Origin of the sequence: Streptomyces sp. URMC 123 (assembly GCF_051386515.1) — a bacterium.
In the GTDB taxonomy this organism is placed as follows: Bacteria; Actinomycetota; Actinomycetes; order Streptomycetales; family Streptomycetaceae; genus Streptomyces.
Genome location: NZ_JBPQTV010000020.1, coordinates 17,710 through 41,011, shown reverse-complemented (window position 1 = coordinate 41,011; position 23,302 = coordinate 17,710). Strand labels below are relative to the sequence as shown.

Annotated in this window: 21 protein-coding genes; 7 read left to right on the top strand and 14 right to left on the bottom strand. The window is 74.2% G+C overall.

The window, feature by feature from the left end; genetic code table 11:
• Nucleotides 1–181 precede the first annotated feature (181 nt).
• The gene (locus ACSNOD_RS05110; RefSeq protein WP_436765518.1) at nt 182–1,057 is read right to left on the bottom strand and encodes a DUF1206 domain-containing protein; all 876 of its coding nucleotides are present in this window, start codon (nt 1,055–1,057) and stop codon (nt 182–184) included.
• Nucleotides 1,058–1,605: 548 nt separating this feature from the next.
• Here ACSNOD_RS05110 and ACSNOD_RS05105 point away from each other — a divergent pair.
• Entirely contained in the window at nt 1,606–2,403 is a 798-nt protein-coding gene (locus tag ACSNOD_RS05105) for a VOC family protein (protein ID WP_436765517.1), read from the top strand.
• Between the two features lie 69 nt (nt 2,404–2,472).
• Nucleotides 2,473–3,996, top strand: a complete 1,524-nt coding sequence (locus ACSNOD_RS05100; RefSeq protein WP_436765516.1) for a class I adenylate-forming enzyme family protein — start codon at nt 2,473–2,475, stop codon at nt 3,994–3,996.
• Between the two features lie 44 nt (nt 3,997–4,040).
• Here the strand turns inward: ACSNOD_RS05100 and ACSNOD_RS05095 are convergent, their stop codons facing one another.
• From ACSNOD_RS05095 to ACSNOD_RS05055, 9 genes are all read right to left on the bottom strand, one after another.
• Complete coding sequence (locus tag ACSNOD_RS05095) at nt 4,041–5,003, bottom strand: ABC transporter ATP-binding protein (RefSeq protein ID WP_436765515.1); 963 nt, start codon at nt 5,001–5,003, stop codon at nt 4,041–4,043.
• Nucleotides 5,004–5,005: 2 nt separating this feature from the next.
• Entirely contained in the window at nt 5,006–5,809 is an 804-nt protein-coding gene (locus ACSNOD_RS05090; RefSeq protein WP_436765514.1) for an ABC transporter permease, read from the bottom strand.
• A complete protein-coding gene (locus ACSNOD_RS05085; RefSeq protein WP_436765513.1) occupies nt 5,802–6,593 on the bottom strand; it encodes an ABC transporter permease in 792 nt (263 codons plus the stop codon). The genes ACSNOD_RS05090 and ACSNOD_RS05085 overlap by 8 nt, the downstream gene beginning before the upstream one ends.
• A 138-nt stretch (nt 6,594–6,731) precedes the next feature.
• Entirely contained in the window at nt 6,732–7,289 is a 558-nt protein-coding gene (locus tag ACSNOD_RS05080) for a GrpB family protein (protein ID WP_436765512.1), read from the bottom strand.
• 33 nt (nt 7,290–7,322) lie between these two features.
• Complete coding sequence (locus ACSNOD_RS05075; RefSeq protein WP_436765511.1) at nt 7,323–8,663, bottom strand: cation:proton antiporter; 1,341 nt, start codon at nt 8,661–8,663, stop codon at nt 7,323–7,325.
• A 70-nt stretch (nt 8,664–8,733) separates the two neighbouring features.
• On the bottom strand, nt 8,734–9,915 hold the full coding sequence (locus ACSNOD_RS05070) for an acyl-CoA dehydrogenase family protein (RefSeq protein ID WP_436765510.1): 1,182 nt from the start codon (nt 9,913–9,915) through the stop codon (nt 8,734–8,736).
• The gene (locus tag ACSNOD_RS05065; protein ID WP_436765509.1) at nt 9,912–11,255 is read right to left on the bottom strand and encodes a type III PLP-dependent enzyme; all 1,344 of its coding nucleotides are present in this window, start codon (nt 11,253–11,255) and stop codon (nt 9,912–9,914) included. Before ACSNOD_RS05065 ends, ACSNOD_RS05070 begins: the two co-directional genes overlap by 4 nt.
• Nucleotide 11,256: 1 nt before the next feature.
• Complete coding sequence (locus ACSNOD_RS05060) at nt 11,257–11,529, bottom strand: phosphopantetheine-binding protein (protein WP_436765508.1); 273 nt, start codon at nt 11,527–11,529, stop codon at nt 11,257–11,259.
• Nucleotides 11,522–13,321 (bottom strand): class I adenylate-forming enzyme family protein, encoded by a 1,800-nt coding sequence (locus ACSNOD_RS05055; RefSeq protein ID WP_436765507.1) that lies wholly within the window; start codon nt 13,319–13,321, stop codon nt 11,522–11,524. The genes ACSNOD_RS05060 and ACSNOD_RS05055 overlap by 8 nt, the downstream gene beginning before the upstream one ends.
• Nucleotides 13,322–13,719: 398 nt before the next feature.
• On the opposite strand from ACSNOD_RS05055, the gene ACSNOD_RS05050 reads away from it, so the two are divergent.
• The 3 genes from ACSNOD_RS05050 (at nt 13,720) to surE (ending at nt 15,859) form a co-directional block, all read left to right on the top strand.
• The gene (locus ACSNOD_RS05050) at nt 13,720–14,661 is read left to right on the top strand and encodes a hypothetical protein (protein ID WP_436765506.1); all 942 of its coding nucleotides are present in this window, start codon (nt 13,720–13,722) and stop codon (nt 14,659–14,661) included.
• 101 nt (nt 14,662–14,762) lie between these two features.
• Nucleotides 14,763–15,071 (top strand): acyl carrier protein, encoded by a 309-nt coding sequence (locus tag ACSNOD_RS05045; RefSeq protein ID WP_436765505.1) that lies wholly within the window; start codon nt 14,763–14,765, stop codon nt 15,069–15,071.
• The gene (gene surE / locus ACSNOD_RS05040; protein ID WP_436765504.1) at nt 15,068–15,859 is read left to right on the top strand and encodes a 5'/3'-nucleotidase SurE; all 792 of its coding nucleotides are present in this window, start codon (nt 15,068–15,070) and stop codon (nt 15,857–15,859) included. Before ACSNOD_RS05045 ends, surE begins: the two co-directional genes overlap by 4 nt.
• A gap of 100 nt (nt 15,860–15,959) precedes the next feature.
• Here surE and ACSNOD_RS05035 read toward each other — a convergent pair whose 3' ends face one another.
• The 3 genes from ACSNOD_RS05035 to ACSNOD_RS05025 all read right to left on the bottom strand — a co-directional run bounded on the left by ACSNOD_RS05035 (nt 15,960) and on the right by ACSNOD_RS05025 (nt 19,583).
• Nucleotides 15,960–17,393 carry an NAD(P)/FAD-dependent oxidoreductase gene (locus ACSNOD_RS05035; RefSeq protein WP_436765503.1) on the bottom strand — a complete coding sequence of 478 codons (1,434 nt, stop codon included), beginning with the start codon at nt 17,391–17,393 and terminating at the stop codon, nt 15,960–15,962.
• 131 nt (nt 17,394–17,524) lie between these two features.
• Nucleotides 17,525–18,157 carry a 2OG-Fe(II) oxygenase gene (locus tag ACSNOD_RS05030; protein ID WP_436765502.1) on the bottom strand — a complete coding sequence of 211 codons (633 nt, stop codon included), beginning with the start codon at nt 18,155–18,157 and terminating at the stop codon, nt 17,525–17,527.
• Between the two features lie 37 nt (nt 18,158–18,194).
• Nucleotides 18,195–19,583, bottom strand: coding sequence for a hypothetical protein (locus ACSNOD_RS05025; protein ID WP_436765501.1), 1,389 nt, complete (start codon nt 19,581–19,583; stop codon nt 18,195–18,197).
• Nucleotides 19,584–19,797: 214 nt separating this feature from the next.
• Between ACSNOD_RS05025 and ACSNOD_RS05020 the strand changes: the two genes are divergently transcribed.
• Entirely contained in the window at nt 19,798–20,916 is a 1,119-nt protein-coding gene (locus ACSNOD_RS05020; protein WP_436765500.1) for an aminotransferase class I/II-fold pyridoxal phosphate-dependent enzyme, read from the top strand.
• The gene (locus ACSNOD_RS05015) at nt 20,913–22,160 is read left to right on the top strand and encodes an ATP-grasp domain-containing protein (protein WP_436765499.1); all 1,248 of its coding nucleotides are present in this window, start codon (nt 20,913–20,915) and stop codon (nt 22,158–22,160) included. Before ACSNOD_RS05020 ends, ACSNOD_RS05015 begins: the two co-directional genes overlap by 4 nt.
• Here ACSNOD_RS05015 and truD read toward each other — a convergent pair.
• Nucleotides 22,143–23,285, bottom strand: a complete 1,143-nt coding sequence (truD, locus tag ACSNOD_RS05010; RefSeq protein ID WP_436765498.1) for a tRNA pseudouridine(13) synthase TruD — start codon at nt 23,283–23,285, stop codon at nt 22,143–22,145. The genes ACSNOD_RS05015 and truD overlap by 18 nt on opposite strands.
• Between the last annotated feature and the right edge of the window lie 17 nt (nt 23,286–23,302).

Below are 23,302 nucleotides of genomic sequence, written 5' to 3'. Positions count from 1 at the left end.
GGACTCGTTTTCCCGCGCCTTCGGGGCGGGGAAATGGGGCTTCGCGCCGAAGGCCGGGGATCTTTTCCCGCGCCTTCGGCCGGGAAAACGGCGATGGTCACGTCACGGACGACCAGAAAACGTGGACGTCGCGCCAACCACCCCGGAGGGGACGTCGCGCAAGCCCGCCGGGAGGGGAGCGTCAGACCTTGCGCCAGCGGGACAGCGCGAAGGAGAAGAGGCCGAAGAGGGCCAGGCCGATGGCGATGGCCGCCAGCAGCCAGGGCCCCACCGGCGTGTCGCGGAAAGAACGCAGCGTGTCGTCCAACCCCTTCGCCTCACCCGCGTCGTAGCGGACCGCCGCCAGGATCGCGAAGCCACCGGCCACCGCGAAGACCACGCCGCGGGCCGCGCCCCCGCCGACGCCGAGGACGTCGACGACCCGGCGGGTGCGCTCCGACATCTCGTACAGCCGCAGATGCTTGTGGTACGAGCGCCGGACCGCCCGGTACGCGAGCCACAGCCCGGCGCCGACGATGACCGCGCCGGCCGCGGCGACCAGCCACTGGCCCGCCGGGAGATCCAGGGCGCGGGCCGTGATGTCACGGGACTGCCGGTCGCTGGAGCCGCCCGAGCCCCCGGAGCCGCCGGAACCGGAGCCGGAGCCCGAACCGGAACCGGACGCGCGCGCCGCGAAGGCGATCACCGAGGCCGAGACCACCGCGTAGAAGAGGAAGCGCGCCGCCGCCATCAGCCGCTTGCGCGCCTTGCGCCCGCCCGTTCCGGACGCGCCGACGATCGCCTCGGAGAGCTGCCAGAGGGCGAGGCCGGCGAGGCCGATGCCGACGGCCCAGATGAGCACGGCCCCGAAGGGGCGTTCGGCGAGCTCGGCCAGCGCGCCGCCGCGGTCGGCCTCCTGCCCTGAGCCGCCGAAGGCGATCCGCAGGGCGAGCAGACCCACCAGGAGATAGAGCACGCCGCGGGCGGCGAGGCCCCAGCGGGCCGCGGCCGCCATGGCCGTGCTGTCCGCCGCCCGGTGCGCGGTGCGTCGGCCGCCGGCCACCGCCGATGTGTTCATGTCGGGCTCCTTCCCCCGCCCTGCGCGGGCCCGGCCCCGTGGAAGCGGGGTGTGTCCGAGCGGTTGCCCCACCCTCCGGACCGAAAACGGTCCGGAGACCCCCTGGGGCATTTGCCGCTGTTCCGGCGTTTTGTGCCGTCCACCCTACTGCGGGGCCGCGAGCGCCGGGACCCCGGCGATCAGCCGTGGAGCGTCGCCGTACCGGTCACGGTGATCCCCGTGCGGTCGCCGGGCCGGACGGCGGGCAGGCCCGCCACCCGGACGTCCACGACCGTGCCACATCCATCCGACCCACTGGCAGGCGCACCCCCTGCTGAAGGACCACTCCCCGGTGCCGGCCCTGGTCGTCTCGCCGGCCGTGGGGGTGGCGTACGGAGCCGTGGTCACGCGGGTGACGCGACGGCCGGCCCGGCTCGGGGGCCGTTCAGTCCGATGGCGCAGCGCGCGACCGGTTCCCGGGGGGAACGCCGCATTCTCCTCGCGGCGGCCGGCCGGTATGACTAGCGTGACAAACCGGACCATCCACCGAGCAGGAGGGAGCCGGGACCATGGCCGTACCGGCGGAGGGCACACCGTGCTGGGTCGACGCGATGTTCACCGACCCGGAGGGCGCCAGGACGTTCTACGGTGAGGTGCTGGGCTGGACCTTCGGCGAGAGCGCGTCCGAGTTCGGCGACTACACGGAGGCGTACGCGAACGGCAGGGCCGTGGCCGCCGTCGTCCCGCCGATGCCCGGTCAGGACACGCGGTCGGCCTGGTGTCTGTACTTCGCGTCGCCCGACGCCGCCGCCACCGCCGAGAAGATCCGCGCGGCCGGCGGCGAGGTGCTGATGGAGCCGATGCGCGTCGGCGACTTCGGCACGATGGTGCTGGCGCGCGACCCCGGCGGCGTCACCTTCGGCGTCTGGCAGGCGGGCAGCCACGAGGGGTTCGGGACGACGGGCGAGCCCGGCGCGTACTGCTGGGCCGAGATCTACACCCGCGACCCCGGGGCCGCCGACCGCTTCTTCCCCGCCGTCTTCCCCTATCGCGGCCGGCGCATGGTGGAGGAGTCGATGGACTTCAAGGTCTTCGACATCGACGACGACATCGTCCTGGGCCGGATGGCGATGACAAAGGAGTTCCCGCCCGAGGTGCCGCCGTACATCAATGTGTACTTCGCGGTGGCGGACTGCGACGCGGCGGTGGCGAAGGCCACCGAGCTCGGCGGGACGGTGGAGTGCGGGCCGATGGACACCCCCTTCGGCCGGTTCGCGACCCTCACCGACCCGCAGGGGGCGGCCTTCTCCGTGATCAACCTCCAGGCGGCGAAGGGGGACCTGCCGGCGTGGTCCGAGGAGTCCTGATCGTACGATCTTCCGGGGCCGCCGGCGCGGCCCCGGGGAACGGGCGAGAAGGACAGGCGGAGTGAGTCGATGGGCCGGCTGACGATCGGACAGCGGATCGAACAACTGGCCGTGGCGCAGCCGGAGGCGACCGCCCTCGTCGTGCTCGACCGGCGCGGCGGGGAGTCCCGGGTCGGCTGGGCCGAGCTCGACGAGCGGGCCAACCACTGCGCCGCCGTGCTCGCCGGGCACGGCGTCCGGACCGGCGACCCCGTCGTGGTCGCCCTGCCGCCCGGCGCCGACCATGTGATCGCCACCGTGGGGGCGTGGAAGCTGGGCGCCACCGTGGTGCCGCTCGACCCCCGGCTCCCGGCCGGCGAGGCCCGGGCGCTGACCGACGCCATCCGCCCCCGCCTCCGCGTGGGCGCGCCGCTGCCCGGCGCGCCCTGCCCCGCGCTCTCCCCCGAGGAGTGCGGGAGCGGGCGCAGGCCCCGGCCGCCGGAGGGCGAGTGGGGGACGCCGCGCAGCGCCTCGGCCACGGGCGGGACCACCGGACTGCCCAGGATCATCCACCGCCGCCGGGGCTGGGTCTTCGACACCGACGCCCTGCCGGCCGCCCACGAGCGCGCCGTCGGGCTGGACACCGGCCAGGTGCAGTTGGTGACCGTGCCGCTCTTCCACAGCGGGTTCGGGGCGCTGTACCAGGGGCTCGCCCTCGCCCACACCGTCGTGCTCACCCCCCGGTTCATGCCGTCGCTGGTCGCCGAGTCGATCGAGCGGTACAGGGTGAACGTGCTGCGGCTGGTGCCCACGATGATGAAGCTGCTGCTCGACCCCCGGGTGGGGCTGCGCCGGCGGGACCTGTCGTCGGTGGCCGCGCTGCACCACGGGTCGGCCCCCTGCCCCGCCGAGGTGAAGCGGGCGTGGCTCGACCTGCTGGGCCCTGAGCGGGTGTTCGAGAGCTACTCCTCGCAGGAGCAGCTCGGTTTCGTGCACATCCGCGGCGACGAGTGGCTGGCCCGCCCGGGCAGCGTCGGCCGTCCCGCGCCCGGGTCCGTCGTGGTGGTGGGCGAGGACGGCGAGGAGGCGGCGCCCGGTGTGCCGGGCCGGCTGTTCTTCCGTTCGCCGGGCGCCGGGCCCGAGTACCTGGGCCCGGCGGCCGAGCTCCCGGTGTGGCGCGCGGACTACCGCGGCGTCGGCGACTTCGGCTACCTGGACGAGGACGGCTATCTGTACGTCAAGGGCAGGGCCAGCGAGATGATCAACGTCGGTGGGGCCAATGTCTACCCCGCGGAGATCGAGGACGTGCTGCTGTCCGCGCCCTCCGTGGCCGACGCCTGTGTCGTGCCCCGCCCGCACGAGCTCCTGGGCCAGGTGCCGCACGCCCTGGTGGTCCCGGCCGGCCCCGAGGCGCCGACCCCCGCCGAGCTCGACGCCCACTGCCGGGCCCGGCTGGCCCCGTCGAAGGCGCCCGCCTCGTACGCGTTCGTGGCCGCGCTGCCGCGCAACGAGGCGGGCAAGCTCCGGCGGGCGGACCTGGCGGACCTGGCGGATACGACGACCGTGGCGGACGCGGCGGATACGACGGATGTGACGGCCGTGGCGGGCCGCTGAGCCGGACCTCTCAGCCGGCCGACCACCGGGCCGGGCGGCCCAGGTCAGCCGGCGACCGGCTCCCGGGGGGCCACCACCTGCTGCACGATCTCCGCGATGTCGGGCTCGCGCAGCGACAGATCGACGATCTCGGCCCGCGCCGTCACCTCACCGATCACCGCCGCCGCACTGGCCGCGGCGGGGAAGGCCAGCCACTGCCGCGGCCCCTCCACGCGCACCACCCGCGCGCCCGGGACCTCCAGCGGCGGCGCCGGCTCCTTGAGGTCCACGGTCAGGGTGCGCTCGGCGTCCATCCGGGTGCGCAGCTCGTCGAGCGAGCCGTCGAACCCGACGCGGCCCTCGTCGACGACGACGATGCGACCGCACAGCCGCTCGATGTCCTCCAGATCGTGGGTCGTGAGGATCACCGTGGTGTTGTGCGCGGTGTTGAGCTCCCGCAGGAACGACCGCACCGTGCTCTTGCTGACCACGTCCAGGCCGATCGTCGGCTCGTCCAGGAAGAGGATCTCCGGGTCGTGCAGCAGCGCCGCCGTCAGCTCACCGCGCATCCGCTGCCCCAGGGACAGCTGGCGCACCGGCGTCTCCAGGAACGCGCCCATGTCCAGCAGCTCGACATAGCGGTCGAGATTGGCCCGGAACCGGTCCTCCGGAATCCGGTACAGCCGGTGGATCAGCCGGAAGCTGTCGACCAGCGGCAGGTCCCACCACAGCGTGCTGCGCTGCCCGAAGACGACGCCGATGCGCCGCGCGAGCCGGACCCGGTCCCGGCTCGGGACCAGCCCGGCGACGGAGATCTCCCCGGACGAGGGGGTGAGGATGCCCGTCAGCATTTTGATCATCGTGGACTTGCCGGCGCCGTTCGGGCCGATGTAGCCCACCGTCTCGCCAGGCTCGATCCGCAGGGAGATCCCGTGCACGGCGTGGACGGTGGTGCGCTTGCCGCGCAGGATGCCGCCCTTGCGCACCGTGAAGGACTTCCGGGCGTCGGTGACCTCGATCAGACTCATGCTCAGTTCCCAGTGGATCGGTAGCGGCGTACCCCGGCCCGCCAGCCGGCCCCGGCCAGCAGGGCCAGCGCCAGGGCCGCCAGGGGGGAGGCGAACCGGAGCGCGTCCGGCAGGCCGAGGGGGTCGGGGCGGCCGAGCACGTACAGCGCCGGGTACCAGTTCACGAAGGCCAGCGGCACCACCCAGGTGAGGATGCGCAGCGCCTCACGGCCGTAGATGGCCAGCGGGTACTGGGTGAGCACATTGCCGCCGTAGGTGAAGGCGCTGATCACCTCCGCCGCGTCCGTCACCACGAACAGCACCGCGGCGCACAGGACACGGAGGGCGCCGAAGATCACCGCGCCCGAGATCACCATGGTCACCACCATGGCGACCCGCGCCGGGCTCCAGTCCACGTCCACCAGCGGCAGGGCGACGCCGAGCACCACCGCGCCCTGGAGCACCACGGCGAGCCGGCGCGGGCTGAAGTCCTCCGCCGCCACCTGCACCAGGGTGCCGGCCGGCCGCACCAGCATCGCGTCGAACGTGCCCTTGCGGATGCGGTAGCCGAGCAGGTCCACATTGCCGAGCGCCAGATCGGCCAGGCCGAAGGCCAGGTAGGAGGTGCCGTAGAGGAACAGCACCTCGCGCAGCCCGAACGAGGCCAGCTCGTCGATCTGCGAGAACAGCACGGCGACCATGGCCAGGTCCATCAGGGTGATCAGGGCCTGGGACACCGTCATCAGGATCAGGGAGCCCGGGTACTGCCAGGCGGCCCGGCACCACATGCGGACCAGCAGCCCGTAGGCACGCAACGACTCAACCACCCTGCACCACCACCGCTGTGCGGACCCGGGCCGTCATCAGGCGCCCCGCGCCCAGCAGGACCAGCGCCCAGCACGCCTGGAACGCGAGAGCGCCGAGGGCCCCCGCGCCCGTGGACTGACCGAGGAAGATGTCCGCCGGCACCTGGAGCACCGCCGCCCACGGCAGCGCCCCGGCCAGATCGCCCAGCAGCCCGGGCAGCATCACCAGCGGGACCACCATGCCGGAGAAGAAGAGCATCAGCAGCGTCATGGTCGTCTCCAGCCCGCGGGAGTCCATGATCCACCACACGCTCAGCGAGACCACGTACCGGATCGCGAAGCTCACCGTGAAGGCGAGCAGCAGCGACAGGGCGAACAGCGCCCACTGGGCCACGCTGCCCGGCACCCGCACCGAGAAGAAGAGCGCGCCCACCAGGAAGGGGAAGGCGCGCCCCACCAGCTGGAAGAACGAGCGGCCCAGATCGGCCGCGAACCACCAGCCCTGGAAGTCCACCGGGCGCAGCAGATCGACGGTGACGTCACCGGTGCGAATGCGCTGCGGCAGATCCAGCCCCAGCCCGAACATCGACAGCGGGGCCACCAGCGCCTGGCACAGGAACGCGAACGTCACCGCGTCGACGGCGTCGTAACCGCCGATCTCACCGCGGGCGTCCCACACGGCCAGAAAAATATAGGCCTTGATGAACGCCCAGACGGTATTGGTGAATACTCCGGCCACGGTGGCCGCGCGATAGGTGGCATAGCGACGGAACTCGCATCGGCCCACCTCAAGAAAAACCCGCACCAAGTCCCCGATCGTATTTTCGGCCGCGCACACTATAGCCAGGCGGCGGACGGCATTCCAAAAGCGCGAACGCCGCGGGGGATTACGGGACTTGGTTTCCGAACGATGAAGCCCCGGAAAGGCGGGTTGCGGCGCGCGTCAGGCGCCGGGCGCCCAGCCGGTGGCGCGCGCCCAGGCCTCGGCGCGCTCGGTGATCTCGGCGATCAGCGTGCCCTTGGCGGCGGCGTAGGCGTTCATGTCCGGCCAGTCCCGCCGGGCCAGTTCCCGCTTGTGCCGGCCGTACGCCTCGCGGTCGGCGGCGTCGTGCCGCAGCCAGTCGCGGAACAGCAGATGACGGCGCTCCCAGTCGCTGCCCTCGGCGCAGATGTGCACGTGAACGCCCAGGTCCGGGGTGCGCACCATGCGATGGCCGGGCTGCCGGACCCTCAGCTGGTAGCCGGCCGCCTCCAGGGCGCCGAGATAGGCGCCCTCGTCGTCGGCGTCCGGAACGCTCAGGTCGATGTCGATGATGGGCTTGGCCACCAGCCCCGGCACGGCCGTGGAGCCGACGTGGTCCACCCGCCGGGCGACCGGGCCGAGCGCCGCCACGATCCGCCGGCGCTCCCGCTCGAACGCGTCCGGCCACGCCGGGTCGTAGGCGACGACCTGGATGTCGCGCTTCTCCTGGCCGCCTATCAACTCGGTCCCATCGCTCATGCCGTCATTATGACGCACGAATGCGCGGCCCGTTCATCCGGCCTCTTTGCCCACGAGTTCACCCACGGGCCGCGGCACCGGCGGGGAATGCGCGGGTTCCGGAACGGCCGTGTCACCTCGGCCCAGCAGTCGCAACAGCGGACCCGTCAGCACGGTGGTGATGAGGGCCATGGCCACCATCAACGAGTACAGACCGGTGTCCAACAGCCCCAATTGCAGCCCCAGTCCGAGGATGACGAGTTCGGTCAGGCCCCGGGTGTTCATCAGGGTGGCCAGCACCGTGGCCTCGCGCATCCCGATGCCGTGCACCCGGGCACCGCCCATCACACCCGCGAATTTGCCGCCCATGGCGACGAGGAGGATCAGCGCGAGCTCGACCAGGCTCGTCACGTCCAGCGCCGAGAGGTCCACCCGCGAGCCCGCCACGACGAAGTACACGGGCAGCAGCACGACACAGATCTGCCCCACCCCGTGCTCGACGCGCGCCCGCGCCTCGGCGAGGCCGTCGGCTGCGCCGGCCGGGCCGTCCCCTGCCCCGGCGAGGCCGTCCCGCGCCCCGGGCCGGCCGTCCCGGGGCACCGCGAGCCCCGCGAGGAAGGCCCCGAAGATGAAGTGCAGCCCCATCCACTCGGTCGCCGCCCCCGAGAGCAGGGCCGTCGCCACCACCAGGGCGATGCCGCCACCGCCCCCGCCGGACGGGCCGGCGGCCGTCCACAGCCGGCGCAGCACCGGCCGGACGACGGCGAGCACCAGCACCGCGAACGGCACCACCAGCAGCACGCGCCACGGCTCCTCGCCGTGCCCCCCGGTCAGCGCCGCGAGACCCGCCAGCAGCGTCCACGCGACCACGTCCCCGATGCCGGCGCTCGCCAGCGCCAGCGCCCCGGTCGGGCTCCGGCTCATCCCTCGGTCGGCGAGGATGCGCGCCAGCACGGGGAAGGCCGTCACCGACATGGCCACGCCCATGAACAGCACGAACCCCGGCCCGTCGGGAACCTCCCGGCCGCGGGCGAGATACAGGGCGAGCAGCACGCCCAGCCCCATGGGCACCGCGATCGACCCCAGCGTGACCCCCACCAGCGCCCGCCCCCGACGCCGTATCAGCGCCGCGTCCAGCTCCAGGCCCACCAGGAACATGAACAGGGTGAGACCGACATTGGCCAGGGCGCCGAGCATCGGGCGTATGTCGGCCGGGAACAGGGTGTCGGCGATCCGCCCGTCGAGGAGCGTCGGGCCCAGCAGGATGCCGGCCAGGATCTCGCCCACCACCGGCGGCTGGCCCAGGAACCGCCCGGCCGCGGCGCCGAGCGCGCGGGAGACGACCAGGATCACTGCCAGGCCGGAGAGGAGCGCCACGACCTGAGCAGTCGTCATTTCGTTCTTCCTCGTCTTCTTCTGTCGTGCTGTACCCACCGGCCGCCTTTCACCGGTGGTGCGGGACCGGTCAGGCGGACGGCGCGGACCGGTCGAGCACGCTGTGCAGACCGACGGTGGTCCACAGCCGGTCGTTGGCGTAGTTGAGCGCCGCCGAGCGCAGATCCCGGAACACCCGCTCCAGGGGGACGGGGGAGTCCTGCCGGTAGCCGGTGGAGAGCCCCGCGAGCTGCACCATGCGGTCCACCGCGCGGAAGCTGAGCTCCGAGGCCACCAGCTTCAGCGTGTTGATCCGGATCTGGCTGGCCGGGCGGTCCAGGGACCGGCCGGCCTCCCGGGCGGACTCCACCTCCGCCCGCACCTGTTCGAGATAGGCGCCCACCAGCTCCAGGTCCACCCTGATCCGGCCGATGCGCTCCTGCGCGAGCTCGGACTTCAGATCGATCCGGATCGCCGCGTCCCGCTTGCGCACCTGGCCCAGCACGGCGGCGAAGGCGCCCCGCGCGGCCCCGAGCCAGCAGGCGCTCCACCCGAGGTGCCCCAGGGGGATCATGCTCTCGGTGGCCACCTCGCGGAACCGGCCGGGGCGCCCGATGACGCCCCACTCCGGCACCCGGCCCTTGAGCGTGAGGCCGACGCTGTGCGTGCCCCGCATGCCCAGCACGTTCCACTCGCCGGCCTCGGCCACGGTCAGGAGCGAGCGGTCGGCGTAGACCAGGGAGGTCTCCGCCGCGGTGGCGTCCGGCGACGTCCTGGCGGTGATCAGGAAGGCATCGGCGTACGCGCCGCCGGTCACCACCGGGGCGTCCCGGTCGATGAGCACCCCGTCCCCGTCCGGGAGCAGCGCGGAGTCGGCGCTGAGCAGGTGTCCGCCCTTGCCGCGCTCGGTGGTCACCGAAGCGAGGTACAGCTCGCCCGCCGCGACCCGGGGCAGCACCTTCCGCCGCAGCCGGTCGGAGCCGAAGCGGACGATCGCGTCGACCTGCTGGCCGTGCATGGTCCAGATCAGCGCGGTGGACAGACAGCCGGCCGCCAGCCGCCCCGCGACCGACGTGAACGTGCCCAGGCTCCCGCCGAGGCCGCCGTACTCCTCGGGCACCAGCAGCCCGAAGAGGCCGCGGGCGCGCAGCGCGTCCAGGCTCTCGACGGGGAAGCGCGCCTGCCGATCCACGTCGGCGGCGTGCTCGGCCAGCACCGCGACCGCCCCGGCCACCGCCTCGTCCAGCGCCTCGTCCAGTGCTTCGCTGTTCACCGGTCCGTCCCTCCGCACGCCTCGGGCCCACCGACGCCGCGCGCCTCAGGTCCACCAACGCCATCCGCCGGCAGTTCTCGCCGCACCAGCTCCAGCCGGCTCGCCCGTACGACGTCCTCCCCGTCCAGCACCACCACCGCGGGCATCGGGCGGCCGAGGAAGCCGAGCAGGCTCGCGTGCAGCCCGTACGCGCCGACGTTGGGCACCGCCACGGCCGAGTCGACCGCCGGCACCGGCGCCGTCCTGCTCCGGGCGAGCACGTCGAGCGGCGTGCACAGCGGACCCACGAGCGCCATCGGGCGCTCCGCGCCCAGCGGCTCGCGCTGCAACGGCACCGCCCGCACCCCGGCGGGCATCAGCCGGCCGAGCCCGGACATGCCGCCCAGGGCGTTGGTGCCCGCGTCGAGCACCACATAGGTGACGCCCCGGCTGTCCTTGACGTCGGTGACCGAGCACACCAGCGTGCCGCAGTCGCCGACCAGCGCCCGCCCCGACTCGAACGCGACCAGCGGCGAGCCGTCGCGCCAGCCGGGCAGCCGCGCGTCCAGCAACTTCTCCAGCTCCGCGCGCAGCGCGCGGTAGCGGACGGGGGCGCCGGGGCGGGCGAAGGGGGCCGCGAAGCCGCCGCCGAGATCGGCCATGCCGCCGGTGACGCCCAGCCGCTCCCGGGCGGCGGCGATCACCTCGACGCTCACCGCGAACTCGGATATCAGCTCCTGTTCGCTGTGCACATTGGTGGTCGAGAAGACATGCGTGCCCACGATCTCCAGGCTCTCCCGGCGGGCCGCGGCCACCTCGTCCAGCCCGTCGAGGTCGACGCCGAACTGCGAGGGCTTGCCGGTCATCCGCAGCCCCGTGCCCGCGGCCCCCGACTCGGGGTTCACCCGGACCAGGCACCGGGCCCGTACGCCGCTGTCCTCGGCGGCCCGGGCCACGCGCCGGTAGTCGCCCACCGACTCGACAGAGAACAGCCGCACCCCCGCCGCGAGGGCGGCGAGCACCTCGGCGCTCGTCTTGCCGGGCCCGCTGTAGAGGCAGCCGTCGCCGGGGTGGCCGGCCAGCAGCGCGGCCTCCAGCTCGCCGGTGGAGCTGATCTCCGCGGCGAGCCCCGCGCGGGCCAGCTCGGCGGTGACGTCGACGTCCGGGTTGGCCTTGAGCGAGTGGTACAGCCGGGTGCCCTCCGGCAGGGCGGCCCGCAGCGCCTCGGCGGCGCGCCGGACGCGGTCGAGCCGGAACACGTAGAGGGGGCTGCCGTAGCGCTCGCGCAGGGAGGTGAGGAGGGCGTGCTCGGCCGCGTCGAGTTCGCCGGACGCGACGGCCGGGACCTGGTGCTCGCTCATGTCACTCCGAGCCGGCGCGCAGCGAGGAGATCACCTTCCACAGCGCGGCGGGGCTGGCGAAGATCTCGAAGGTGAGCAGCTCGTCGGGCACCTCGACGTCATAGGCGTACTCGAGGTTCGTCAGCAGCTCGACCGTGCCCAGCGAGTCGAGCCCGGCCGCCCGCAGATCGAGCTCCGCGCCGAGCGGCTCCCCCTCGGGCAGCAGCGGCAGCAGCGGGCGCAGCACCTCCTCGAACGCCTCGTCCCAGACGGGAGATGCGGCCGGCTCAGTCATGGTTCCCCCTGGGTGGTGCGGTGTCGGCGGTGCGTGCGGTGTTCGCTGTGGGTTCGGTACGGGCCGCGGCCCCGGTACGGGGCGTGGGCGGGGCGGGCGCTGTACGGGCCGTGGCCGGGGCGGGCGCGGTACGGGCGGTGGGTGCCGTCGTGGCGGGGCCCGAGGCCGCGTCGGTGAGGCTCCGGACCAGCCGTCGGCGGTCGGTCTTGCCGTGCGGGGTGCGCGGGAGTTCCGGCACGCGGACCCAGCGGTCGGGCCGGCGGGCCGGGTCCAGCCGGGCGGCCAGCTCGGCCGGCAGCGCGTCCGGTGCCACGTCCCCGGCGTACCAGAGGACCAGCCCGGCGCCGGGGACGTCCGGCGCGACCGCCGCCTCCACGACACCCGGCACGCTCAGCGCGGCGGCCTCGATCTCGGCGACGGAGACCCGCACGCCCCTGCGCTTGAAGATGTCGTCGCGGCGGCCCTCCACCACGAGCCGGCCGTCCTCGTCGAGCCGGCCGAAGTCCCCGGTGTGCAGGGCCACCGCGCCGGAGACCGGGTCGCGGCGGAACCGTTCGGCGGACGCCTCGGGGGCGTTCCAGTAGCCGTCCATCACATGGGGGCCGCGCACCACGATCTCCCCGGTCACGCCCGGGGGCACCGGCCGGCCCGCCGCGTCGACCACCGTGACCTCGGTCCCGGTGAGCGCGGTGCCCACCGTTCCGGGCCGGCGCAGGTCGTCGTCGGGGCCGGCGATCGTGACACGCTTGCACTCGGTCATGCCGTACATGAGGACGATGTCGGCGCCGGGGAACGCGGCGCGCAGCCGTCGGGTGTGCTCCGCCGTCAGTTCGGCGCCGGTGTTGGTGAACCGGCGCACGGCGGTGGGGCGCCGGTCGCGGGCCGCCAGCCGGGTCAGGGCCGTCGCCAGCGTCGGCACCAGCGGCACCACGGTCGCGCCGCACTCCCGGATCAGCCGCAGCGTCTCGATCTCGGAGCGCTGCCGGGGGACGGCGAGGGCGGCACCGGCGAGCGCGGCCAACAGGATCTGGTAGAGGCCGTAGTCGAAGGAGAAGGGCAGCCGGCAGAAGACGGTGTCGGTGCGGCGGTAGTCCAGGCGCTCGGCGATCGCGGTGGCGGCGAAGACGATCCGCTCATGGGGGCAGACGACGCCCTTGGGGTGCGCGGTGCTGCCGGAGGTGTAGATGAGCAGGGCGGGGTCGCGGGGCGACACGGGGGCCGGCCCGTCGACCGGCGCATCCGGAGGGATCGTTTCCGCGCCCTGTGCCGCGTCCATGCTCTGTTCGGGGCCCGTCGCGGTCTCCCACAGCGCGGCCGGCTCGATCACCCGGGTCCCGTGCCCGGCACCCGCGTCCGTCTCCGCGCCCGTCTCCGGGGCCGTGAACTCCGGTCCCGGGCCGCCGTCCTCGTCGCGGGCGACGACGCACAGTACCGGCGCGCAGTCCCGCACGATGTGCCGCATCTGGGGAGCGCTCACCTCGGGGCTCACCGGCACCACCACCGCACCGAGCCGGAGGGCCGCCCAGAACAGGACGACGAACTCGGGCCCGTTGGGGAGGCTCAGCAGGACCCGGTCGCCGGGGCGGACTCCCCGGGCGCGCAGCCGGGACGCGGTGTCCCGGGTGCGGTCCCACAGCTCGCCGTAGGTCCATTCGCGGTGTCCGTCCCGTACGGCGACCGCGTCGCGGTGGTCCCGCGCGGCGACGGCGAGGATGTCGGTGACGCGTCGGAGTGCGGAACGGACGTCGGCACCGGAACGCGTCGCCGGGACGCCGGCCGCTGTGCCCGACACCACACACGCCTCCGAAACTCGCAGTTGGTTCGTCCCCCGCGGCCTGCATCGAAGACGAAGCGGCGAATCCAGCAAACCTCTGAGGCCGTGACACTGTTCGGGAAGGGATCGTATCGTATCGTGGTCCGACCCCCCGGGGAGGTTCACGGGCCGCGGGAGTGCGCACACCGCGCGGGAGTTCACCGCGGGAATCGACGAGTCGCGCACCACGGCGCGCGCACTACAATCCGGCGGGATCGCGCGGCGGATGTCACGGGCCACCGAATGGGAACGGTCCGCTGAACGATCCGCTGAAGTGAACGATCCGCGAAGAGCGGAAAGAAGTGAACGATCCTCACCGGGCAATGGCCGGGCCGGGCCGCTCTCCGCTCAATCCGACGACCCGGAAAGGCCGGCTCATGACCGACGGCGCCCCTTCGCCGGTATATCTGTCCTCCATTGCGTTCGCGACGGGTGAACGCCTGTCCCTGGAGGCGCTGGAGGAGCGGGACGGCGCGGCGCTGGCCGGCCGGCGCGACCTCCTCCACGAGCAGGGCCTGCGGCACGCCCGGGTGTCCGGGCTGCCCCTGCCGGAGCTCGCCGCCGCCAGCGCGCGGCGCACCCTGGAGGCGGCCGCCGGCCCGGCCGTCGGCGCCGCGGTCTACTGCACGGACACCCCCGCCGACACCTCGGCCACCGTGGACCTGTGGGACTTCCTCGCCGCCGTCAGCCGTGACGACCTGCCGGCCGTGGTGGTGGGCGGGTCGGGGTGCGGCAACCTCGGCCCCGGCATCGCCGCCGCCCGCAACTCCGTCCTGGTGGACGGGGTTCCGGCGGCCCTTCTCGTCACCGTGGACCGGGTCAAGGACGGCCCCCGCTTCCTCCCCGGCGGGACCACGGTGCTCAGCGACGGGGCGGCCTCCTGCCTGATCTCCGCCGAGCCCGTCGGCCAGGGCCCGGCGTTCCGGATACGCTCCCTGGCCACCGGGTTCCAGCTCGACGTCGAGGCGTCGGCCAGCCCCCTGGCGGTGGCGCGGGCGACGACGAAGGCGGTCGGCCGCACCGTGCGCGGCGCCCTCGCCCCGCTGGGCCTCGCGCCGCGGGACGTGCGCTCCGTGGTGACCGGCAACTACGGGGACACCTCCCGCTCGTTCCTCGCCATGGCGGCGGGTGTCGACCCCCGACGGGCCCTCTGCCCCCGCCTGGCGGACATCGGGCACTGCTTCTCCGCGGACGTGCTCATCACCCTCGCCGACCTGAGCGAGCGGGACGCGCCGCCCCCCGGCGAGCCGTTGCTGCTGCTCACCTCCAGCGCCCGGTCGTGGTCGGCGATCGTGGTGGAGTACGTCGCGCCCCGCTGACCGCTGACCGCAGCGCTCCCGGGCACCGGGCCCCGCGCACCGGGCCCCGGGCGCTGCGGAAGACGACCGTACGACACGGAAGAAGACCGAGAGAGAACCCCATGAGCGACACCGTCCACGGCCAGGTGCTCGACATCGTGCGCAGCGTGCTGCGGCTCGACACGTACGAGACGACCTGGGACTTCTTCGACCTCGGGGCGGACTCCCTCGCCGTGGTGCGGATCGTCGAGCGCGTCCGTGAGGAGTGCGGCGCGGACGTGTGGATCACGGACGCCTTCGACGCCCCCGACGTCGACTCCTTCGCCTGCCTCGCGGCCGAGCGGGCCGCCGCGCTCCCCGACGCCGCCGCGCACCCGGGCACCGCCGCGCTCCCGGACGCCGGCGCGCGGGCGGAGGGCGGCCGGCCATGAGGGTGCTGGTCACCAATGACGACGGCGTCGAGGCCCCCGGGCTGCGGGCGCTCGCCGGCGCGGTCGCCGCGACGGGGCACGAGGTGTCCGTGGTCGCCCCGCTCGACGACCGCAGCGGCGCGGGGTCCGCGCTCGACCACGGGCTCGGCCGGCCGCTGGTGACCCGGGCGATCACCGTCCCCGAGCTGCCGGACGTGCCCTTCACCGGGGTCGAGGGCACCCCGGCGCTGGCCGTCCTGCTCTCCCGGCTCGCGGCCTTCGGCGACCCGCCGTGGTGCGTGGTGTCCGGCATCAACCTCGGCACCAACACGGGCCGCGCGGTGCTGCACTCGGGCACCGTCTGCGCGGCGCTGACCGCGGCGACCCTGGGCATGTCCGGACTGGCCGTGAGCATCGACTCCGCCCGGCCCCGGCACCTGGAGACCGCCGCGCGGGTGGCCGGCATGGCGACGGAGTGGATCGTCCGCGCCCGCAAGCGCACCGTCCTCAATGTGAACGTCCCCGACCTGCCCTTCGAGGAGCTGCGCGGGGTCCGCTGGGGACGGCTCGCGGCCGTCGGGCGGGTGCGGCTGGCCGCGCGCGAGGGCGACGGCGGTACGCGGGCGCTCGGCGTCGTCCCCGATCCGTCCCCGGCGGCCGTCGACCCCCGTACGGACGACGGGCTCGTGGCGGCCGGCTATGTGGCGGTCACCCCGCTGACGGGCATTCAGGCGGTCGAGGACGACACGGCCGCGCTGGCCCTGGACGAGCTGGTCACCCGGGCCCGGTCCGCCGCGCCCCGGACCTGAAGCCCGGCCGGGAGACGGCCGCCGCGCCCCCGGTCCGAGACGCGGCCGCGGCGCCCCCGCACAAGGGAGCGCCGCGCCCGCCGCCGTACGCCTCAGGCGCTCAGGACGCGTCGAGCGCCGCCCGCCACGCCCCGCTCTCCACCTCGTCGGCGGTGAAGCGGTGGGTCAGCCCGTCGAACGCGACCTCCCACGGGGTGTGACAGCTGAGCTCCTGGAAGTCCTCGCGCTCGATCACGTATTGCCGGTAGCGCTCGAAGTGCTCCGGGCTCTCCAACAGGCCGAAGAACTTGTTGTACTTCGCCTGGTTCTCGAAGAAGTCGCCCGCCAGGACGTAGTGTCCGGCGGCCATCGCGCTCTCGTGCGCCTTGTGGACCTGCTTCTCGCTGCCCACCGACGCCCAGCTCACCGCGTGCGGGTTGTAGAACAGCCGGATCATGCGGTGGACCAGGTTGTAGGCGCCGTTGACCAGCTCGTAGGCGTGGTCCAGGGCGGGGTTGCGGCCCGCGAGCGACGGGTCGGCGAGCTGTTGGTCGATGGCGTCGCTGACCAGGTAGGCGGTCTTCATCGACAGGAAGACGCCGCTGGAGAAGATGGGGTCGATGAACCCGCGGGCGTCGCCGATCATGGCGTAGTTGGAGCCGTAGTGGTTCTCGACGGTGTACGAGTAGTCCCCGTTGACCATGGTGGGCAGCGCCTGCTCGGCGCCGGCCAGCAGCCCCTCCAGGAACGGCGAGGCGAGCAGCTCCCGGTGGTAGAGCTCGGTCTTCCAGTCCTCGACGCCCTCGTCGGCCAGCGCGCCGCGCCGCTCGCGCAGATACGAGTTCTGGGTGACGACGCCCGCGGTGATCCGGTCGGGGCCGAGCGGGAACACCCAGATCCAGCCCTTCTTCTCCTCGCCGATGTAGATGATCAGCGAGTTGCCCTCCTCCAGGCCGCCGGTCATCTTCACCCCGGTCCAGTGCGACCACAGCGCGGTGCGGTCCAGGTCCGGGCGCGGCTTGCGCCAGCCCCGCCTGGCGCCGATGACGGCGTCCCGGCCGCTGGCGTCGACGACGAACCGCGACTCGTGCACCGCCGTGACGCCGTCGGCGTCCACCGACCGGATCACCGCGCGGTCGGGGTCGGACACGTCGACGTCGGTGACCCGGGTGCCCTCGCGCACGTCCACGCCGTTGCGCCGGGAGTTCTCCAGCAGGACGGTGTCGAACTCCGAGCGGTCCACCTGGAAGGACAGATACGTCTCGTCACGGATCACGTGGTTGAAGCACCAGGTGGTGGACGCGTTGCCGAGCTTGTCGATGAACCGCACGCCCGGCTTGCGCACGAACCGGCGGGCCATCTCGTCCCGCACGCCCAGGTCGTCGAAGAGGTCGTAGCAGAACGGCAGCATCGACTCGCCGACGTGCTGGCGGGGGAACCTCTCCTTCTCCAGGAGCAGGACCCGGTGGCCGGCGCGTGCCAGAAGGGTGGCGGCGGTCGATCCGGCGGGTCCGCCGCCGATCACCGAGACGTCGTAGGAGCTGGTCGACGACACAGATGTTCCTCTACTGCCGAGATACTGCCGAACGGATGGGTGACAACGGCCGGAAGGGGGCCGAAGGGCCGGGGCCGGGTGGGGGTGGAACCCCCGGGAAAACTCCGGGAGGGGGCGCCGCGGAAGGGCCCTCAGCGCCGGAACGTCGCGGTCATCGACCTGCGGGGCGCGGAGTGCGCGGCGGGCGGCTCCACCGCGTGCCAGGACGTCTCGGAGCGGACGAGGACGGCGCTGCTGCCCAGCACGGGCGGCAGCGCCCGCGCGACGTCGGTGGCGTCGGGGCTGCCGAGGATCAGCAAGCGCCCGCCGTCCCCCTCGCGCCATCCCTCGCTCAGATAGAAGATCTGGGTGACCAGCTTGTCGGCCTTGTCGACGTGGGGCGCGAGCCAGTCGCCGCTGCGGTACTCCCACAGGTCGAGGCTGAAGCGCGCGCCGTCGAGCGGCACCCCGGTCAGCTCGCTCACGCTGCGCCGGTACGCGTCGGAGTGCAGGCCGTCGACGAGCGCGGCCCACCGCGGGGTGAGCGCGGGCCGGTCGGGCCCGGTCAGCGAGGCGGTGGCGAAGCGGTACGACTTCTCCCGGCGGGTCTCCTCGCACGGCGTGAGGTCGAAGTCGTCGAAGGCGCGGGCCAGTTCGCCGGCCGCCTCGGCCGGCAGGGTCTGCGGGACGTGGGCGTGGGCCCAGGGCGTCGCGGTCAGGCGGGCGGCCCCCAGACTGTCGACGACGTGCGCGCACAGGGGGTTCGGCTGGGTCAGGGGGGTCAACGGGGGTCCAATCACATCGGCCCGGGGGCGTCGGTGGTCAGGGGCGGCTGATGTCGGCGCCGAGGGCCGTGAGGGAGGCGGCCAGGTCCCGGTAGCCGCGGGCCAGATGGTGGGTGCCGGTCACCACGGTGGTGCCCGGCACGCCCAGCGCGGCCAGCAGCAGCATGGCGGCGCTGCGCAGCTCCGGCGCGTGCACCGTACGGCCCGGCACCCGCGGCGGGCAGGGCCCCTCGACGGTGAGGGCGGCACCGTCGCGGCGCAGCCGGGCGCCGAGCGCCGTCAGCCCCGCCGCGTAGCCGAAGCGGTTCCCCCACACGGTCTCCGTGAGGGTGGAGGCGCCCGGGGCGAGGGTCGCCAGCAGCGCGAGGAACGGCTGGCTGTCGCTGAACACCCCGTGGGAGGCGATCGTGACGTCCGTGGCGCGCAGGGTCTCGGCCGGGTGCACGGTCAGTTCGTCGTCACCGGGGGAGAGCCGCACGCCGAGCCGCTCCAGCACCTCCAGCTCCGGGCGGAGCGCCGCGAGGGCGGCGGCCATCTGCGGGCCCCGGACGCGCAGCGGCCCGTCCCCGAGCAGGGCGCCGGCGCAGATCCAGGTCACGACCTCGATGAGGTCGGGGATCAGGGTGTGCCGGACCGGGCGGTCGAGGGCCTCGGGGCCGCGGCCGCGGATCACCAGCGAGCCGGCGGCCGTGGTCTCGATGTCGGCGCCCAGCCGGCGCAGCACGTCGACCAGATCGGTGACGTCGGGCTTGGGGTACGGGTGGTGCAGCACGCTGGTGCCGTGGGCGACGGCGGCGGTCAGGATCGCGGTCTTGCAGGCGCCCGAGTACAGCGGCCCGGAGCGCAGCGCCCGGTCGGCGGTGTAGTCGAGGAGATCGATCTCACAGCCGGTCAGTCGGCCGGCCCGGACCACCAGTCGGTCCGGGGTGCGCTCCGCCACCCGGGCGCCGAAGCGCTCGAAGACGCTCACGTACTGCTCGACGGGGCGCCGCCCGCCCGGGGCGTCGCCGATGCGGCAGCCGCCCCTGCTGACCACGGCGGCCTCGCCGGTGCGGCCCAGCAGCGCGGGCGCGAGATAGACGGAGCCGTGGATGCGGCCGGCCGCCTCCTCGTCGAGCGCCCCGCCGGTCAGCCCGCCGGCGTCGACGGTCAGGGTGCCCGCCGAGTGCTCGGCCCGGCCGCCCAGGCCGGTGATGAGCCCGGACAGCTCCTCGGTCTCGGCCAGTTCGGGGCAGTTGGCCACGGTCACCGGGGCCTGCGCGGCGCACGCCGCGGCCACCACCGTCACCAGGGAGTGCTTGAACCCCGAGGTGTCGACCGCCCCGCGCAGCCGGCGGCCGCCCCGGACGACGAGGGTGTCACGGTCGGCCGCGGTGTCGCGTGCCGCGTCCTCGAGCAGCGCATGGTGCGCGGCGCCGCCACTCAAATCCGTACCCTCCGATGGCCCGTGCTGTGTGCGGTGCTTGCTTGCCGGTGCAAACACGTTCTGGGAACGCCGGGATCGTATCACCGGGCTTCGAGAGGGTGTTCGGCGCGCGTATAGGGTGATCGCATCGGTGCCGGGCGCCGGCGCGGGCGCTTCGGCTGGGTGAGAGGGTGAAGCGATCACTAAGCGGCGAATGTACGATTCCCGGACCAATTTGAGCAGCAACGAGCTGGTGCACCCGGATCTCGCGGAGATTCTCACCGGCGCGCTGTCCTCATGGGGCCCCGAAGTCCTGCGGGGCTATCCCGTCTCCGGTCCGCCCATTGCCGAAATCGCGGAACACTTCGGCCTGGCGCCGGACGAATTCATGGTGACCCCTGGTTCGGATGTGGCGCTGAGAAACATATGCGCCCATTACGCCGCCCGGAGCGGCGGCGCCGGGACCCTGGTGCTCCAGTACCCCAACTACGACGCCTGGGAGCACCACGCCGGGCTCCTGGGGCTGCCGGTGCGCCGGATCGTCACCGAGGCCGCGGACCCGGAGGAGCAGGGCGCACGGCTGGTGGCCGCCGCCCGGGAGACCAGCGGCGCGCTGATCGCGGTGAGCGTCCCCAACGGGCCCGTCGGCTGGGTCCTGTCCGACCGGGTGCTCGACGAACTCGCCGCCGTCAGTGCGGAGCGCGGCCATCTCCTCGTCGTCGACAGCTGCTACCAGGCGTTCGCCGGCCCGCTCACCGCACAGCTGCGGCGCGCCGGCGGTCCGGTGGTCGTGGTGCAGACCCTGTCCAAGTCGCACGGCCTGGCCGGGGCCCGGGTCGCCCTCACCCGCGGGGCCCCGGAGCTCATCGCCGAGCTGGCCCGGGGGCAGTTGGAGCAGACCGTCTCCGGGCCCTCGCTGGCCGCCGCCCGCCACGTCCTCGCGGCGCACCGGGACTTCGAGCGCATCTGGCGCGATGTGCGGACCGCCCGCGAGAAGGCGGCGCGGACCCTCGGCGGCTGGGGGCTGACGGTGCTGCCCTCCGGGGGCAACTTCCTGACCGTGCGCATCGGCTCGGCGGCCCGTGCCGCCGCCGTGACCGCCGCCCTGTCCACCGCCGGCTACCGGGTGCGGGACCTGTCGGGCGTCGCCACGCTGGAGGGGTGCGTCCGGTTCACCGTCGGGGACGAGGCCACCTGCGCGGCGCTGCTGGCCGCGCTGCGCGAGGCGTTGGCGGCCGCCGGAACGCCGGGGCCGGCGGGTGCGAGGCCGGCTGGTGCGGAACCGGGCGCCGGGGCCCCGGCTCCGGCCCCGGTGGAGCCGTCCGCCGCCGAGCCGGCCGGGGTGGCGTCATGACCCTTCTCGTGCTGAACCGGCGGCCGATCGTCGAGCGCATCCCCGAGTGGCTCGCCGACGCGGGAACCGGGCTGGTGCTGGTCACCGCGCGGTCGGCGCTGGCCGGCGGCGTGCTGGAGCGGGTGCGGGACCGTTACGAGGAGGTGGTGGCGGTCGACGACTACGACGGCCCCGCCGTCGAGGAGTCGGTCACCGGGCTGGCCGCCCGGCACCGCTTCACCCGCGTGCTCGGCACCACCGAGGTCGACCTGCTGCGGGCGGCCCGCATCCGGGAGCGGCTGGGCCTGCCGGGGCAGGGGAGGGCCAGCGCGCTCGCCTACCGCGACAAGTTCCTGATGAAGACGCTGACGGCGGCCGCGGGGCTGCCGGTGGCCGCCATGCGCCGGGTCCGTTCGGCCGCGGATCTGCGGGAGTTCGCCGGTCGGGCCGGCTTCCCCCTCGTGGTCAAGCCGGTCGACGGCGGCGGCTCGGTCGGCGTCCGCACCCTGGCCGGCCCCGCGGAGCTGGAGCGCCTCCTGGCCGGGGAGGCCGCGGCCCTCACGGGCGGCACGGCGATCGCCGAGTCCTGGGTGGGCGGCGACTGCTATGTGGTGGACGGCCTGATGGCCGCCGGCCGTGTGGTGCAGTCCTGGCCGGTGCGCATGGGCCGCTCCAACCTCTCGTCCGTCACCTCCTCCCGGTCGGTGACGGGTTGGATGCTGCCGCGCGGCCACCGGGTCGGGGAGCGGGCGCGGGACTTCGTCGCCGAGGTGATCGCCGCCCTGCCCGGCCCCGAGGAGGTCACCGCCTTCCACGCCGAGCTGTTCCACACCCCCGACGACCGGCTGGTGCTGTGCGAGATCGCCTGCCGGCCCGGCGGCGTCGGGCACGTCCCGGCCTACGAGCACGCCATGGGCGTCAGCCTCTACGGGGCCACGCTGCGCGGGCAGGCCGGGCTCGCCCCCTCGCCCCGCCCCCTGGTGACGGACCCCGACGCGCTCGCCGGCTTCTGCTGGTTCACCCCGCGGCCCGGGACCCTGCGGGCGCTGCCCGCCCACTGCCCGCTGGAGGGCGTGCGCCGGTACGTGCCCCGTGCGGCGCCCGGCAGCGTCCACCACGGGGCCCGCTCGGTCGCCGACCACGTGGCGCAACTGCTGCTGGCCGGCGACCCGGCGGAGGACCTCGGCCCCCGCATGGCGGAGGCCGAGGCGTGGTGGGAGGCGAACTGCCTGTGGGAGGAGACGCCGCTACAGCGTCTCCCATAGCTGGCTCATGGCGGCCGTGGCGTAGCAGCCCGAGGGCAGGAAGAACGACAGGACGCAGCTCGACCGCCCCGGGAAGTACGCGTCGTCGGTGACCTCCCCGACCCTGATCCGGGTCTGGATCACCGTCGAGCGGGAGGAGTGCTCCGTCACGATGCGGTCGCCGTCCCAGCGGTGCCGGACGTGCGGCAGGGACGGCACGGCGGCGAGCACCGCCAGGACGGACCGGGGGGAGTCCGCGTACGCGTACGGGACCCCCTCGCGCGTCAGGTCGCGCTGCCGGCCGCCGCACGCCTCGGCCACGGCCTCCCGCAGCCGGGCGTTCCACCGGTCGGACTCCCAGGCGCTGCGGTAGAAGGCCGTGACACGGGGGTCGAGCCGGGCGAAGAACTCCTCGGCCGCCCCGGTGAACTCCCGGGCGCGCGCGGCCTCCGGCGAGCCGGACTCGCGCAGCAGCGTCAGCGCGGTGTCCCAGTCCTCGTCGAGGATCGCCCGGCCCAGGAGGTGGGTCCGCTTCGGGCCGCCGGGCACGCCGAAGCGCTGGACGTCGTAGTAGTTGAGGAAGAAGTGGTCGAAGGTGCCGCGCTCGCGCAGGGCCTCGGCGCGCTCCGGGGCGAGGTCGCGGACCACGAGGCGGAAGGCGTTGCCCTCCAGGACGCCCACGCGCAGCGGCGCCGCTCCCCGGCCCTGCGGGCCGACGGTCAGCCAGCGGTCGCCGTCGCGGTGCTCCAGGACCGCCGGCGCGTTCTCCGTCGCCGCGGCGGGCACCGACAGCGTCTGCTCGGTGACCGCGTCCTCGTCCTTGAGGCCGGCGTGCCCGATGCCGAGCGGGTCCACGCCCAGCAGCCGGGCGACGACGGCGATGGCCTCGAAGGTGGTGTAGCCGCGCTTGCGCAGCCGCAGATAGCGGAAGCCCTCCCGCGGGCCGTACGGGCCGGCGCCCGTGCCGGTGCCCGTGCTCGTGTCCGGGGCCGTGTCGCGGCTCGTGTCCGGGGCCGGCCCGAGGTCGGGATCGGCGGCGAGCACCAGGCTCTCGGCCACCCGGAAGTCCTCCGGTACGTGCTTGAGCACGGCCCGGTGCCGCTCCTCGCGCGGGCGGCGTGCTTCCCTGAGAACTGCGGCAGTCATGGCGGACCTATCTCGTA

Coding starts and splice junctions, on each gene's coding strand:
- ACSNOD_RS05110 (WP_436765518.1), bottom strand. CDS start 1,057: ATGAACACATCGGCGGTGGCCGGCGGCCGACGCACCGCGCACCGGGCG.
- ACSNOD_RS05105 (WP_436765517.1), top strand. CDS start 1,606: ATGGCCGTACCGGCGGAGGGCACACCGTGCTGGGTCGACGCGATGTTC.
- ACSNOD_RS05100 (WP_436765516.1), top strand. CDS start 2,473: ATGGGCCGGCTGACGATCGGACAGCGGATCGAACAACTGGCCGTGGCG.
- ACSNOD_RS05095 (WP_436765515.1), bottom strand. CDS start 5,003: ATGAGTCTGATCGAGGTCACCGACGCCCGGAAGTCCTTCACGGTGCGC.
- ACSNOD_RS05080 (WP_436765512.1), bottom strand. CDS start 7,289: ATGAGCGATGGGACCGAGTTGATAGGCGGCCAGGAGAAGCGCGACATC.
- ACSNOD_RS05075 (WP_436765511.1), bottom strand. CDS start 8,663: ATGACGACTGCTCAGGTCGTGGCGCTCCTCTCCGGCCTGGCAGTGATC.
- ACSNOD_RS05065 (WP_436765509.1), bottom strand. CDS start 11,255: ATGAGCGAGCACCAGGTCCCGGCCGTCGCGTCCGGCGAACTCGACGCG.
- ACSNOD_RS05060 (WP_436765508.1), bottom strand. CDS start 11,529: ATGACTGAGCCGGCCGCATCTCCCGTCTGGGACGAGGCGTTCGAGGAG.
- ACSNOD_RS05050 (WP_436765506.1), top strand. CDS start 13,720: ATGACCGACGGCGCCCCTTCGCCGGTATATCTGTCCTCCATTGCGTTC.
- ACSNOD_RS05045 (WP_436765505.1), top strand. CDS start 14,763: ATGAGCGACACCGTCCACGGCCAGGTGCTCGACATCGTGCGCAGCGTG.
- surE (WP_436765504.1), top strand. CDS start 15,068: ATGAGGGTGCTGGTCACCAATGACGACGGCGTCGAGGCCCCCGGGCTG.
- ACSNOD_RS05015 (WP_436765499.1), top strand. CDS start 20,913: ATGACCCTTCTCGTGCTGAACCGGCGGCCGATCGTCGAGCGCATCCCC.
- truD (WP_436765498.1), bottom strand. CDS start 23,285: ATGACTGCCGCAGTTCTCAGGGAAGCACGCCGCCCGCGCGAGGAGCGG.